Origin of the sequence: Hyphomonas sp. UBA3601 (genome assembly GCF_002375605.1) — a bacterium.
In the GTDB taxonomy this organism is placed as follows: Bacteria; Pseudomonadota; Alphaproteobacteria; order Caulobacterales; family Hyphomonadaceae; genus Hyphomonas.
This window is the reverse complement of sequence record NZ_DFME01000138.1, coordinates 677-15,166: the sequence shown is the minus strand read 5'-3', so window position 1 is coordinate 15,166 and position 14,490 is coordinate 677. Positions and strand designations below refer to the sequence as shown.

The following is a 14,490-nucleotide window of genomic DNA, read 5'->3' as shown; positions in this document are numbered from 1 at the left end:
TAGCCCCAATGCGCAGCCACGCCGAACTCGGCGGTGCGGTCCATCTCTTCAGTGCGTATCTGGAGTTCGACACGCCGGTTGCCGGAAGCGCGTACGGTTGTGTGCAGGCTGGCATAACCGTTCGGCTTGGGCACGGAGATATAGTCACGGAAACGGTCAGGGATGCAGGCCCAGAGTCTGTGGATTTCTCCCAGAACCCGGTAGCAATCCTCAACACTCTCCACGATCACGCGAAAAGCGAACAAGTCAGCGACATCCCGAAAGGAAATCGATTTCTTCTCAAGCTTGCGCCATAGCGAATAAGGTTGTTTCCGACGCCCCTTGATGCGGCAAGGAATTCCGGAAACCTCCATCAATTGCTCAAGGTCACCCCGGATACGCTCAAGATCATCGGCATTTTCGAGCGCAAGTTCGTCCTGACGATAGAGAATGGCACGACGCGCTTCTGGATTGAGCTCCTGGAAAGCCAGGTCCTCCATCTCGGCAGCAATCTGGTAAAGACCGACGCGGCGGGCGAGCGGGCCGTAAATGTCCATGGTTTCCCGCGCGGTGCGTTCGCGACTGGATGCCTTCTTCCGAAAGTGCAGCGTGCGCATATTGTGAAGCCGGTCGGCCAGCTTCACCAACAGGACTCTAATGTCGCTGGTGGTTGCGAGGATGAACTTCTGGAAGTTCTCGGCCTGAGCCAATTCCTTGGAGCTGTATTCAAGCTTGTCGAGCTTCGTGACCCCATCGACCAGTTCGGCCACATCCGCACCAAAGCGCACTTCGACATCGCCGATATCGATCTCGGTGTCCTCGACCACATCGTGAAGGAGGCCCGCGACGATGGTGATCTCGTCGAGCTTGACGTCAGCCAGAAGGCTCGCGACTTCAACAGGATGCGAATAATACGCATCGCCCGAATCGCGCATCTGTTCGCCATGATGCGTTTTGGCAAAATCGTAAGCGGCACCGAGAAGTTCGGATTTCACCCGAGGGTGATAGGCGCGAACCTTATCGATCAGCTGCTGCCGGGTCAGGACATCTTTAGGTTTTTCCGCAGCCGGTCGCTCTGTGCCAGCCATGTCGCCAGCCCCTTCATCCTTTGCGGATAGGGTGCTGCCGTCCATCTGGCCTCCTACAGCCGGTCGTCCCGTCCGGACTCCAGCTCGGCCTGATAGGCCCGCATGACGTCTTCTTCGGTTGCAGCAGGTGCAGATTCCAGAGCCAAACGGTCGGCTTCGCGCTCGTTCTCTTCGCCTGGACGAATGTCCTGCAGATTGGAGATCAGCGCTTCCTTGACCACTTTCAGATCAATCGACTCGTCAGCAATCTCGCGCAGCGACACAACTGGGTCCTTGTCATTATCGCGGTCCACAGTAATAGGCGAACCTTCGCGGATCATGCGGGCACGATGTGCAGCAAGCAGGACAAGCTCGAAACGGTTTGGAACCTTTTCGACGCAGTCTTCAACGGTAACGCGGGCCATGAGCAGATAATCTCCTTTGGACCGCCCCTTATATGCAGCGCAGCACGCCGACGCAACCCGGCGATTGCCGTAGAATGCAGGACATTTTCGCCCCCTTGGCAGCGCTGAAAACGCCGCTACGGTGCCTTCTTACCTTAGCCGGAGGTCGAAACCCATGTTCCGTAATGTTGCCATCTCTTCTCTCGCGCTTGCACTCGTTGCTTGCGGAAACGGAAATGACGCCGCTGAAACGCCGCAACCGGTCGCCTCCGACACGGGCGCAACGACCGAGGCCGAAGCATCGAATACGGTCGCCCCGGCCTCATCCGCGGCCACTCCTTCAGCAGAAACCAACTTGCCAAAGGCTGATGCAGAACTGATCGAAATCTACAAACAACTTCACGCCAATCCGGAACTTTCTTTCAAGGAAGCCAAATCGGCCGCTCTGATGGCCTCTGAACTTGAAAATCTCGGCTTCGACGTTTCCACCGGCATTGGTCAGGACTGGGTGGTCGCCAAGGCAATGAAAGATGTAGGTGAGGTCAAGGATGGCGTCGGCGGACACGGCGTCGTTGGCGTATTGCGCAATGGGGATGGCCCGACCGTCATGATCCGCGCCGATATGGATGCCCTGCCCGTTCCTGACCAAACGGGTTTCCCGTTTGCCTCAGAGGTCCAGTCGACCACATGGACTGGCGTCGAGAGCCCGGTCATGCATGCCTGCGGCCACGACATCCACATGACCAGTTGGATCGGCACCGCCCGCGCACTGGCTGCCCGCAAGGATCAGTGGAGCGGCACACTTGTAATGATCGCCCAGCCAGCCGAAGAGATCGGCCTTGGTGCCCAGGCCATGCTGGCCGATGGCCTCTACAGCCGCTTCCCTCAGCCGGACTACAATTTGGCGCTGCACGTTTCCGCAGCCGCGCCCGCTGGCACGGTTGTCTATACGAAGGGCTACGCCATGGCGAATGTCGACAGTGTCGACATCACCGTGAAAGGCGTCGGCGGGCATGGCGCCTACCCGCACACAACACGCGACCCGATCCTGATCGGATCTCACATCGTCGTAGCTCTGCAGAGCCTCGTCTCGCGTAATACGAACCCGCAAGACTCTGCCGTTGTTACAGTCGGCTCGTTCAAGGCCGGCGCAAAGCACAACATCATTTCCGACGAAGCAACGCTGCTCCTGACGGTGCGCTCCTATGACGACGCGACCCGTCAAATGTTGCTGAGCGGCATTGAGCGCATTGCCAAGGCGCAAGCCGAGGCCTTCGGGGCGCCTGAGCCAGAGATCACGATCGAGCAGGACTATACACCATCGCTCTTCAACAACGCCGACCTGGCCGAAACAGCCATGGCGGCCATTGCGGACGCAATCGGCGAAGACAATGTCAAGGAAGTAGCCCCGGTCATGGGCGGCGAGGATTTCAGCCAGTTCGGACGGACGGACGAAAACATTCCAGGCCTCCTATTCTGGGTCGGCGCAGTGGAGCCTGCGCGCTATGAGGCCGCCAAAGACAGTTCCCTGCCCCTGCCTTCACTGCATTCGCCATTCTTCGCTCCGGATTACGACCCGACCATTGCCACAGGCGTCGAGGCTATGACTGCGGCCGCGTTGGAACTGTTCGAGGGGTGAGCCTGCGCCCCTAGCCGGACACGCAGGTGCGGCACGGCAGGTGCTCCTCCTCGATTTCGCACAGCTAAACCTGAGTCCTCCTACACCTCGTCCAACTTGGCATACACTAGGCAAGGGAGCGCTGTCGCGAGCGGCGCGGGAAGATCGCCCGCGATTACTTCGATCAGTGCGCGGCACGCCTGCTGAAGGCTAAAGGAGAGGAAGTCTGTGTCCGCGCAAATGTGGAAGAGTATGAGGGCACAGATTCTCAGACGAATTCGCAAGGTACTTTCCCATGCGGCACAGGAAAGACGATATGGAGTGACCTAACGTCGAGGGTAGAAGGCACGCCCACCTTATCTTTATATGTCTTCCACAAGCTCCGAAATCTCAGATATCCGGCGCGCCAGGAGGGAGAATGCAACACAGAATGGGCGTAGGCCCTCTACTTGATGCGCGGGGGCGATTGGTCGAACGAGGATATGCGACCAGCGAGGTCAGGACTTATGATCGCTCTGCCATCAAAGCGGGCGCCCTACGCATAAAGGAGTGGGACTATTACTGCATCCTGACACCCCGGTTCGGGCTGGCTCTGACTGTCGCTGACAATGGCTATCTTGGGTTCCTAGGCACATCCTGGCTCGACCTGGAACACAAAACAGCCACCAATCATGGAGCTATCATCCCGTGGTCGATGGGCAAGATGAAGTTGCCAGCCAGCGCCGATAGTGGCGACATTTCCCAGCGCAAGGGCGATCTGGAATTGAGCTTTCGGCATGAGGCAGGAGGGCGGCGCCTGACGGTGAATGATCCGGCTTTCGCCAACGGAAAAGGACTGCACGGGGAATTATGGCTCGATCAGCCCGATATGGACCGGATGGTTATTGCGACACCGTTTCCAAATGCCCCGAAGGCTTTTTATTACAATCAGAAAATCAACTGCATGCCCGCGCGCGGGAAGATCACCCTGGGCGAGGAGACGTATCAGTTCTCCCCTGAGAGTGCCTTTGCTGTACTGGATTGGGGCCGCGGCGTCTGGACGTATAACAACACATGGTATTGGGGCTCTGCTTCCGGCCTGGTCAAGGGGCGACCGTTTGGGTTTAACATCGGCTATGGGTTCGGCGACACATCCGCCGCCAGCGAAAACATGCTGTTCGTGGATGGTAAAGCCCACAAGCTCGACCATGTCACATTCCATATGCCTGAAGGTGCGCCTGATTCCGCGCTATGGAAATTTACCAGCAATGACAATCGATTTGAGATGGATTTCGCTCCCATCATCAATCGTCACCAGACGACCGACCTTGGCATATTGAAAACTGCGCAGGACCAGGTCTTTGGCCTGTTCTCAGGACGTGTCATTCTTGACGATGGCAGCCAGATGACCGTGAAGGACTTGCCCGGATTTGCCGAAGAAGTGCGAAATCGTTGGTGAGCGGAGAGCAGGCAAGGTGGCGTTGAGAGCTGTCATAGGGCGGATCATGACACGACCATCGCAGTGGTTGTGGCGGCCATGACAACCGCCGCGCTGGCACTGTTTGACGAAAGCTGACGCGGGGTTCACGCGTGTTTGAACTTGCCGGACGAGGCTGAAAGCGCTACTCCCCTTTTGCTCAGACTGCGCAAAAGCTTCAAGCTGCTGTCACAAGAGCCACCTGTCTGCGGACGTTTGAAGGCCGACCCCCTTGAAACGCGAGGCTTCAGGCCCATATTATACTCAGATCGAGCATAAGTCGGTCTGCTACGAAGGAGGACGACATGGCACGTCTTATTGATTCCGGCCCCGGCTGCCCCACGCCAACTCCGCTGCGCGGCGCTTCTGCCGCTGAAGCGCGCGGCCTCGTCTATGATGACGCGGTGAAAATGGAGACCGATGACCTGTACCCGCTGGTACAGGATTTCATCACTCCGATGGAATGGCCAGCCATTGCGCCCCTCGTGGCGGCAGTCAATCGGCTCAAGAAAGAGAAGAACGCCGTCATCCTGGCGCACAATTACATGACGCCGGACATCTTCCAGCTTGTCGGCGATTTCCGTGGTGACAGCCTCCAGCTGGCCCGTGAAGCTGCCAATGTGGATGCCGATATCATCGTGCAGGCCGGAGTGCACTTCATGGCCGAGACCTCGAAGATCCTCGCGCCTGAAAAGACCGTCCTTATACCGGACACCCGCGCGGGCTGTTCGCTCGCCGCCTCGATCACGGGCGCCGATGTGCGCCTGATCAAGGAGAAATTCCCGAATTACCCGGTCGTGACCTACGTAAACTGTACCGCTGAGGTAAAGGCCGAGTGCCACATCACCTGCACCAGTTCGAATGCGGCGCAGGTCGTCGAAGCCATCGCTGCTGAATGGAATACTGACACGGTTATCCTCGTGCCGGACCAATACCTTGCCAAGAACGTGGCTGCCCAGACCGGCATCCGCGTCATGACCTGGCCGGGCGCGTGTGAAGTGCACGAGATGTTCAGCGCCGACGATGTCGAGCAATTGCGCGAAGCCCACCCAGGCGTCGTCATCCTGGCTCACCCGGAATGTCCGCCGGATGTACTGGAAGCCGCCGACTTTGCCGGCTCGACGTCCGCGCTGGCCAATTACGTTGCCGAGGAAAGCCCGAACAAGGTCGTCCTGCTGACGGAATGCTCGATGAGTGACAATGTGGCGTCAGCCAATCCGAACGTGAACTTCATCCGTCCATGCAATCTCTGCCCGCACATGAAGCGTATCACGCTGGAAAACATCTATGATTGCCTGGTCACGGGCGAGTACGAGGTGCTCATCCCTGAGGATGTCCGCGTGCGCGCCAAGGAAGCCCTCGACGCCATGATGGCCCTGCCGAAAATGGTCAAGCCGCTCGCGTTCAAGACCGGTTTGAAACCACTTGAGCTTGAAATGGTCGTCTAGCAGCCAGACAGGTTGTGCAATCGCGGGGGAGCGGCGTAATGTGTCTCAGGGCGCAAGGAGAGGTAGAATGGTCCGAGGCATATACGGTCTCGCGGCAATGGCGATCGCAGGCCTTTTGGTCTGCACTCCCGCTCATGCCGACAGCAAACGCGAGGGAGATTCATCGGATGTCCTTGGCACCTGGAGCTTCCAGACAAAACCCTATCGCAATGGAGAGTGCATGATGTCTGGCACCATGTATCTTTCTCCGCACCCGGATGAAGGCCAATATAGCTGTGAGCTCACAGCGGTTGAAGTCTGCTCAATGTGGGGCCGGTCGGTTGTACGCCAATCCTGCAAGGCTCGCCGCTTCGGAGACCAAATTTCGATTCGGTCCCAGATCGAGGAAATGCTGGAAGCCAAGGTCGAGGGCCTGATCTATGTACCAGACAATTTCACGCTCACCATCCAATCCGCTGATCGGATGTTTGGCGCGCTGGTGTCTGCCGTGACCGCACCGGCGGAATTCCGCCGCGCGAATGACGGCATCTCCTGATCCGTGAGCGCCTCCATTCCGCAAACCCTGACGGCAAATGGGCCAGTCGATGATGACGTTCTGATCGTAGGCGCCGGCCTTGCTGGCCTGTTCCTGGCGCTGCAACTGGCGCCGCGCCCCTGCACCGTCATCTCCCCGGCTCCGCTTGGCCAAGCCGCATCCTCCGCATGGGCGCAAGGCGGCCTGGCCGCTGCCATGCACCCCCTGGACAGCCCCAAACAACATGCCGCAGACACCGTTGCGGCCGGCGCGGGACTCGTCGACCCAATTATCGCCCGCCTCATTGCAGAGGAAGGCCCGGCCCGGGTTCGCGATCTTGTCGCGCTGGGCGTTCCATTTGACCGCACGCCGGATGGCGCATTGGCCTTGTCGCTTGAAGCCGCTCATTCTCACCCGCGCGTGGCACGCGTTGCCGGAGACCTTGCGGGCAAGGCCATCATGGATGCGCTGGTCGCGGCCGTTGCCGCCGCGCCACATATCACCATCATCGAAGGCGTCCGCGCCACCGGCCTGATGCAGGATGCCAATCTTCAGGTGGCAGGCGTCATATTGCGGGACAATGCCGGAACGCTCTCCACACGGACCGCGCGGGAAACGGTGCTGTGCACCGGCGGTTCCGGCGGCCTGTTCCAGGTTACCACCAACCCACCCGAAGCGCGCGGCGACGCTGTTGCGATGGCCTGGGAAGCGGGCGCACTGATTGCAGATCTAGAATTCGTCCAATTCCATCCTACGGCCATCGACATTGGCCGCGATCCTGCCCCCCTCGCGACCGAGGCCCTCCGCGGTGAAGGCGCCACGCTCCATAATCGAGACGGCACGGCCTTTATGGCAAGCTACCATGAATTGGCCGAACTCGCGCCGCGCGATGAAGTGGCGCGCGCCGTGCACACAGAGCGCTTGTCTGGCCGAGGCGCATTTCTCGATTGCCGCACGGCTGTGGGTGAACACTTCCCGGACCATTTCCCAACAGTATTTGGCACTTGCAAATCTGCCGGCATCGACCCACGCACCGAATTGATCCCGGTTGCTCCAGCGGCGCACTATCATATGGGTGGCATCGTCCCAGACTTCTGGGGGCGCAGCAGCCTCGATGGACTGTCCGTCTGCGGCGAATGTACATCTACCGGCGTACACGGCGCAAATCGCCTTGCATCCAACTCTTTGTTAGAAGCTGTCGTATTTGCCCACCGCATTGCCGAGCGCCTGCGCGAAGCTGAGTTCGCCACCCCTAACGCATCAACAGGTCATGTTCCAGGGGCGTTACCCGTTCCAGCCCTGCAGGAATTGCGCGGCGCCATGTCCGAAAAATGTGGAGTTGTGCGAAATGCCACCGGCATGACCAGCGTGCTTGAACTGATCGAGCGCTTGAACACCATACATGGGCCGGCTCGCGCGCTGACCACTGCGAGACTGATCGTTCAGGCCGCAATCAATCGCAAGGAAAGCCGGGGCGGACATTTCCGGTCTGACTATCCAGACATGATCGAGCCGGAACGCCAGTTCCTGCTGAGAGATTTTGAGGAGACCGTCCGCGTATGAAACTGCTCCCCCCGCCGCTGCCCGCGATCATCCTCGATCCCATCGTTCGGCTTGCCCTGTCAGAAGACCTTGGCCGCGCAGGTGATCTGACCACGGACGCGACCATTGCGCCGGAAACCCAACTCAGCGTCGTTATTGCAGCGCGCCAGCCCGGCGTGATCGCAGGTCTCGACGCTGCGGCCCACGCGCTTACCCTGATCGACCCAAGCGTGGAACTGGATGTTCGGATGGATGATGGCACGGCAGTAAAACCCGGCGATGTTGTCGCGCGCCTTGACGGCAGCGCGCGCTCTATCCTGACGGCTGAGCGCACGATGCTGAATTTTATTGGACGACTGTCAGCGGTCGCCACGATGACGCGCAACTACGTCGCAAAGATTTCTCACACGTCCGCAACAATTGTCTGCACCCGGAAAACGACCCCAGGTCACCGGGCGCTGGAGAAGCGCGCCGTTCGGTGCGGCGGAGGTACAGCACATCGCTACGGCCTGGATGATGCCATCCTGATCAAGGACAATCACATCGCCGCTTGCGGTGGCTCCGTGGCGCTCGCACTGGAACGCGCCAAGGCCTATGCGGGCCACCTGCGCATGATCGAAATTGAAGTCGATACACTCGACCAATTCGCGGAAGCGCTGAAACATGGGCCGCATGCCGTCCTGCTCGACAATATGGATACCGACACCTTGCGCCGCGCCGTTGAAATGAATCAGGGCCGCGTCACGCTCGAAGCATCTGGCGGAGTCAATCTGGGTACCGTTGCGGCAATCGCTGAGACCGGTGTGGACTTTATTTCCGTGGGGGCGCTAACGCATTCTGCTCCCAATCTTGACGTGGGTATGGATGTGGTCTGACACTGCTGCAAAGGGCGATCAGTCCCTGATATCAGCAGGAGGAAAAGCCCATGACGCGAGCGAGCGGGCGAAAGAGTATCTTTATTACGGGCGCAGCATCCGGCATCGGAGCAGAGACCGCGCGCTATTTTGCAAAACGCGGCTGGTTCTGCGGCCTTTATGATGTGAACACTGCTGGCCTCGATGCCGTCGAAGCCGAGATCGGATCCGAGAACTGCCTGAAAGCCAGGCTTGATGTTCGCAACCGCGAGGACTGGGCCGCTGCCATCAAGGATTTCCGCGAAGCCACTGAAGGGGCAATGAACGTACTCTTCAACAATGCGGGCATTGGACGTCATGGCTGGTTCGAAGACATCACAGGCGAGGATAATGACGCGATCATCGACATCAATGTGAAAGGTGTAGTGAACGGCGTGCAGGCTTCACTCTCCCTTCTGAAGGCGACATCAGGCGCACGCATTGTGAACACGGCCTCTACCGCGGGAGTTGTCGGCTCACCACAACTGGCTGTTTATTCTGCAACCAAGTTCGCTGTGCGTGGTCTGACCGAAGCGCTCGACGCCGAATTTCGCGATCTCGACATTCGCGTCACCAGTCTGATGCCGTGGTTCATTGAAACGCCGATCCTCGAAATGGGGGATCGCGACGGCTCGAACCACAAGATGTCTGACCAGCTCAAGGAAAACGGCATGAATGTGTATCCGGTTTCCATGGCTGCGGAACGCGCCTGGGACGCCGCTCATGGCAAAGATACACATTTCATGGTTGGCAAAGATGCTGAACGGGCACGTTTCATGGCGCGCTGGTTGCCAGGCGCTATCCAGAAGCGCGTGAAGGCGGGTGTGCCCCCACGCGACTGATGTTTCCTAGTTCATGGCGCCGGCGGCTGAAGCGGAGCTTCTTACCGCCGCCTGCGTCACCTGGGCTGCCGTATAGTCGGAAACCTCGGACGATTTACGCATCGTGTTGAACTTCGGGGCACCATTCGTGATCGTGCGCGTAGAGGTGGTCACAGAGGCCGGCGACAGAGTTGGTGCCGGGGCATTCATGGCCACCTTCTCAACCTTGGCGTCGTCGGTGGTCTTGATCACAGACGTCGCCGCAGCATTCACATCAGCCTCAGCCGCTGCCGTGATGACGCGCTCGCGCTTGCGATTGTAGTTCTGGCGCACTTGGGCCCATTCGGCGCCGCGCGGGAACCGATAGAAGATGTGCAAACCAATCTTGTCGGTCTTGATGAGGCCAGCGCTCCAGATCGGGTCAACATAAGTGGCGTGATAATGCGTCGCGCCGCCTGTGCGTTCCTCGTTGAGGTTCATCAGTACGTGTGCTGCGACCTTCTGGGCAGTATCCCAATTACGACCGCGTGGCTCGCGGGTCATGGCGCCGTCACAGGTGAAGGTGAACTGGCAACCGGTTGTGCGAGTCGCACCCTGGAAAACGACGTCACAGACGCTGTCAGGATAGCGATGGTCGCGAACCCGATTCGCGATGACTTCGGCAACGGCCATCTTGCCGCCCAGCGATTCTGTTCCGGCCTCATAATAGATAGCCTGGGACAGACACTGTGCCTCGTCGTTAATCTTTTCGGCGCGTTTGATGTGCTCCGGACGGAACGAAACCAGCGATGAAAGTGCAGCACCATCGCGGTCGCGCATCGCATAACGGCTCATTGAAGCGCCGGTATCGCGCTTGAGAGTGTACTCGACGGTACGGATCCAAGGCGTATCCAGCAGGCTTGGCGTCATCGGATCAGCGCGCACGGTGACGCCGCCGTCTTCAATAGAAGCCAAGCGTACCGCTTCCGCATGGAAATCAGCTTCGGCGCGCTTCTCCATCTGGAGTTCGCCAATCAGGGGAAGAGTTACAGTCGCAGCCACAGCGCAGACCGCAACGGTCGCCCCGCGAATGACAATATCTCTCTGCTCTTCGTTCGTCATAGCCATCCACCAACGCTTGAGCTGCTCTTGGAGCCCACGCATTGGCGATAGAGTCGCCCTTCGTGGTTGAAGAACCCTTAACATCACCGCTCCCCAATCCCCCGGCAGACGGTATATTCCGTCCTACGAACCCCGGGTGTTGTTGGTTTGACTAAAAATTATGAGACCGTTTCTGGCCCCGCTTCGAGTTGGATATCCATCTCTCCCGGTACCTAGCAAGAAGCTGGCCAGATACGTGAGTGACTTTTCTGTCAGGATAGATCCGCCCCGGATTTTCGATTTAAACCGTTACATTAGGAGAAAGCGGCCAAGCCTCTGTAATACAGTGGAATATTTCTGCAAATTTCGTGAAATATTTCGCACTGCACAAAAATGGGTGTTGCCCGGAAGCAACACCCAAATCCTGCCGGTTTCTAGCGGACAGTCGTCTTTATTTGGCTTTCAACGCCGCATGTGCCGCAGCGAGACGCGCGATTGGCACACGATACGGAGAGCATGACACGTAATCGAGTCCCGCCAACTGACAAAAGTTAATCGAAGCCGGGTCGCCGCCATGCTCACCGCAGATTCCAAGCTTGATTCCAGGACGTGATTTACGACCCCGCTCAGTAGCGATTTTGACCAATTCTCCTACGCCGACCTGGTCGAGCGTCACGAATGGGTCTTTTTCGTATATGCCTTTGTCCTCATAAATCTTGAGGAAACGGCCTGCATCATCGCGCGAAATGCCGAGTGTCGTCTGGGTCAAGTCATTCGTGCCGAACGAGAAGAACGCGGCGGATTGTGCAATCTCAGCAGCCTGAAGCGCCGCGCGTGGCAGCTCGATCATCGTGCCGACCATATAGTCCAGCGTGACACCCGTCTCGGAAAACACCGATTGGGCAACCTCGTCCACAACCGCTTTCAGGATTGCGAGCTCCTTGTGCGTGGCGACCAGTGGGATCATCACTTCCGGAATTGGCTTGCGACCCGTCTCCTTTGAAACATTAACGGCGGCTTCGAAAATAGCGCGCGCCTGCATCTCATAGATTTCGGGATAGGTGATGCCGAGACGGCAGCCGCGATGGCCCAGCATGGGATTGCTCTCATGCAGTTCTGCAGCCCGGCGGCGCAACTCATCCGCGCTGACGCCAGAAGCCTTGGCCACTTCGTCCATGTCCGCATCTGTGTGCGGCAGGAATTCGTGGAGCGGTGGGTCGAGCAGTCGGATCGTGGCTGGCCGATCTTCCAGAATGCGGAAGATTTCCTCGAAATCGCTCCGTTGCATCGGCAGGAGTTTGTCGAGCGCAGCGCGACGGCCACTTTCGCCATCCGCAAGGATCATCGCCCGCACTTCGGGGATACGCTCTTCTTCAAAGAACATGTGCTCAGTGCGGCAGAGGCCAACGCCTTCGGCGCCAAATTCAACCGCCGTACGCGTATCCAGAGGCGTTTCAGCATTGGCGCGCACTTTCAGCGTGCGCACCTTGTCAGCCCAGCTCATCAGCAAACCGAAATCACCCGACAGATCAGGTTGGCGCATTTCGACGGCGCCCATCATCACCTGACCGGTCGCCCCGTCCACAGTGATCACGTCGCCTTTCTTGATTTCACGGCCCATCACGCGGAACACGCCCGCCTTGGTATCGATCTGCAGGCCACCGGCGCCGCAGACACACGGCCGGCCCATGCCACGGGCCACAACGGCGGCGTGGCTGGTCATGCCGCCGCGTGCCGTAACAATGGCGCGGGAAGCATGCATGCCCTTGATGTCTTCCGGGCTGGTCTCGATGCGCACGAGGATCACGTCCTCGCCCTTTTCAGCCATGGCCCAGGCATCTTCTGACTCAAACACGACCTTCCCAACGGCCGCGCCGGGACTGGCGGGAAGGCCCATCACGATTACGTCGCGCTTGGCATCTTCAGAAATGGTTGGGTGAAGCAACTGGTCCAGCTGAGACGGTTCAAGGCGCAGGATGGCCTCCTCTTCCGTCACCAGGCCTTCGCGTGCCATGTCGACAGCGATCTTGAGCGCTGCGGCAGCGGTACGTTTGCCGTTACGGGTCTGCAGCATGTAGAGGCGGCCATCTTCGACCGTGAACTCGAGATCCTGCATATCCTTGTAGTGTTGCTCCAGCGTGTTCGCGACATCGCGCAGCTGGGTGTAGACTTCCGGCATCGACTCTTCGAGCGGCGCATCGGTCGAGCCCAGCGTATCTGCGCGCTCGCGGGAGATCGGCGCGGGCGTACGGATGCCCGCCACCACGTCTTCGCCCTGAGCATTGATCAGATATTCGCCATAGAAGACCGGGTCACCATTCGACGGGTCGCGTGTGAACGCAACGCCTGTGGCAGACGTCTCGCCGAGATTACCGAACACCATGGCCTGGACGTTGACCGCCGTGCCCCATTCTTCAGGAATATCATTCAGCTTGCGATAGGTGATCGCGCGATCGTTCATCCACGAACCGAACACCGCCGTAATGGCGCCCCAGAGCTGTTCCTTCGGATCATCCGGGAAAGGGCGACCAAGATTGTACTGAACCGCGTCCTTGTACAGCGAGATGATCTGCTTCCAGTCATCGGCCGTCATCTCGGTATCGAGATCATAGCCCTGACGGTCTTTGTAATCGTCCAGAATGTGCTCAAACTCGTCATGGCTGATGTTCAACACGACATTGGAATACATCTGGATGAAGCGGCGATAGGAATCATAGGCGAAGCGTTCGCCGGCCTTTTTGGCCAGTCCTGCGGCAGCTGATTCGTTCAGGCCGAGGTTCAGGACCGTGTCCATCATGCCCGGCATCGAAGCGCGCGCGCCTGAGCGTACGGATACGAGCAGTGGATTTTCAGGGTCGCCGAAGCCCTTGCCGGTTTCCTGCTCGACGGCTGCGAGCGCGGCATCAACCTGCGCTTCCAGAGCTGCCGGATACTGGCGCTCCAATTCGTAATAAGCAGTACAGACTGCAGTCGTCAGCGTGAATCCCGGTGGCACGGGCAAACCCAACTTCGCCATTTCGGCGAGATTCGCGCCCTTGCCTCCGAGCAAATTCTTCATTGAGGCGTCGCCGTCTGCGCTCCCGCCTCCAAAAGCATACACCCAGGTTTCGTCTGCTGGCTTCAGTGCTGCTTCACCCATGAATTCTGCCTTCCGATACATATGTCGTGTCCCCCAAGTTAACGGGGGGCGAATTGCAATTCCTATGCTGCATTGCAGCGCCATTGGCCAGTGTCCGAAAGGGCACGCGGGGGGTGACAACGTTGTTCGTGACACATTGGCGCGTTCCCGTGCAGGCGGGCCGTTTCAGTCTGACACAAGGGCACGCGAGCGCCTTGACCTGCATCAGCCATCGATGCGGGAGAAATCCGCTACGCGGTAAAGTGTTCCACGGATTTTCGTGAGCAGCGCCAGACGATTCGCGCGCACAGCGGAATCCTCGTCATTGACCATGACCGCTTCGAAGAAAGCGTCCACCGGACCACGCAATTTGGCAAGTTCGGCCATAGCTGCGGTGAAATCCTCGGACTTCAGCGGNNGCAGGCAGATCGCCCTTCTTCTCCTCGGCCTTGAGAATGTTCGCCGCCCGCTTGTAGCCTGCGAGCAGGTTTGCCCCGTCCTCGGTATCGAGAAACGCCCCCAGCGCCTCGACGCGGCGCGTGATGAGCAC

At 58.8% G+C, this 14,490-nt stretch carries 12 protein-coding genes and 1 pseudogene; 7 read left to right on the top strand and 6 right to left on the bottom strand.

What is annotated here, in order from left to right:
- The coding region (locus B4F73_RS15590; protein WP_290483723.1) for a RelA/SpoT family protein at nucleotides 1–1,112 on the bottom strand (1,112 nt) is incomplete at its 3' end.
- An 8-nt stretch (nucleotides 1,113–1,120) separates the two neighbouring features.
- Nucleotides 1,121–1,471, bottom strand: coding sequence for a DNA-directed RNA polymerase subunit omega (rpoZ, locus tag B4F73_RS15585; RefSeq protein WP_034814002.1), 351 nt, complete (start codon nucleotides 1,469–1,471; stop codon nucleotides 1,121–1,123).
- A 154-nt stretch (nucleotides 1,472–1,625) separates the two neighbouring features.
- Here rpoZ and B4F73_RS15580 point away from each other — a divergent pair, with 154 nt between their 5' ends.
- The 7 genes from B4F73_RS15580 to B4F73_RS15550 all read left to right on the top strand — a co-directional run bounded on the left by B4F73_RS15580 (nucleotide 1,626) and on the right by B4F73_RS15550 (nucleotide 9,763).
- Nucleotides 1,626–3,089, top strand: a complete 1,464-nt coding sequence (locus tag B4F73_RS15580; protein ID WP_206992626.1) for a M20 metallopeptidase family protein — start codon at nucleotides 1,626–1,628, stop codon at nucleotides 3,087–3,089.
- 397 nt (nucleotides 3,090–3,486) lie between these two features.
- Nucleotides 3,487–4,506, top strand: a complete 1,020-nt coding sequence (locus tag B4F73_RS15575) for a DUF2804 domain-containing protein (RefSeq protein ID WP_290483722.1) — start codon at nucleotides 3,487–3,489, stop codon at nucleotides 4,504–4,506.
- Nucleotides 4,507–4,829: 323 nt separating this feature from the next.
- Nucleotides 4,830–5,972, top strand: a complete 1,143-nt coding sequence (nadA, locus tag B4F73_RS15570) for a quinolinate synthase NadA (protein WP_206992624.1) — start codon at nucleotides 4,830–4,832, stop codon at nucleotides 5,970–5,972.
- Between the two features lie 67 nt (nucleotides 5,973–6,039).
- Nucleotides 6,040–6,507 (top strand): hypothetical protein, encoded by a 468-nt coding sequence (locus B4F73_RS15565; protein ID WP_034814006.1) that lies wholly within the window; start codon nucleotides 6,040–6,042, stop codon nucleotides 6,505–6,507.
- A 3-nt stretch (nucleotides 6,508–6,510) separates the two neighbouring features.
- Complete coding sequence (locus B4F73_RS15560; protein WP_242517501.1) at nucleotides 6,511–8,049, top strand: L-aspartate oxidase; 1,539 nt, start codon at nucleotides 6,511–6,513, stop codon at nucleotides 8,047–8,049.
- Nucleotides 8,046–8,903, top strand: coding sequence for a carboxylating nicotinate-nucleotide diphosphorylase (nadC, locus tag B4F73_RS15555; protein WP_290483721.1), 858 nt, complete (start codon nucleotides 8,046–8,048; stop codon nucleotides 8,901–8,903). Before B4F73_RS15560 ends, nadC begins: the two co-directional genes overlap by 4 nt.
- Nucleotides 8,904–8,953: 50 nt before the next feature.
- Nucleotides 8,954–9,763 (top strand): SDR family oxidoreductase, encoded by an 810-nt coding sequence (locus B4F73_RS15550; protein ID WP_290483720.1) that lies wholly within the window; start codon nucleotides 8,954–8,956, stop codon nucleotides 9,761–9,763.
- A gap of 6 nt (nucleotides 9,764–9,769) precedes the next feature.
- Here the strand turns inward: B4F73_RS15550 and B4F73_RS15545 are convergent, their stop codons facing one another.
- From B4F73_RS15545 to B4F73_RS16790, 4 genes and pseudogenes are all read right to left on the bottom strand, one after another.
- On the bottom strand, nucleotides 9,770–10,849 hold the full coding sequence (locus B4F73_RS15545; protein WP_242517500.1) for a cell wall hydrolase: 1,080 nt from the start codon (nucleotides 10,847–10,849) through the stop codon (nucleotides 9,770–9,772).
- 424 nt (nucleotides 10,850–11,273) lie between these two features.
- Nucleotides 11,274–13,961 carry a pyruvate, phosphate dikinase gene (ppdK, locus tag B4F73_RS15540; protein WP_290483719.1) on the bottom strand — a complete coding sequence of 896 codons (2,688 nt, stop codon included), beginning with the start codon at nucleotides 13,959–13,961 and terminating at the stop codon, nucleotides 11,274–11,276.
- Between the two features lie 204 nt (nucleotides 13,962–14,165).
- A pseudogene (locus tag B4F73_RS16860) lies at nucleotides 14,166–14,348 on the bottom strand (DALR anticodon-binding domain-containing protein); the annotation flags it as partial.
- A partial coding sequence (locus B4F73_RS16790; protein WP_414651875.1) for a hypothetical protein occupies nucleotides 14,263–14,490 on the bottom strand: 228 nt, incomplete at its 5' end. The pseudogene B4F73_RS16860 and the gene B4F73_RS16790, both read right to left, overlap by 86 nt.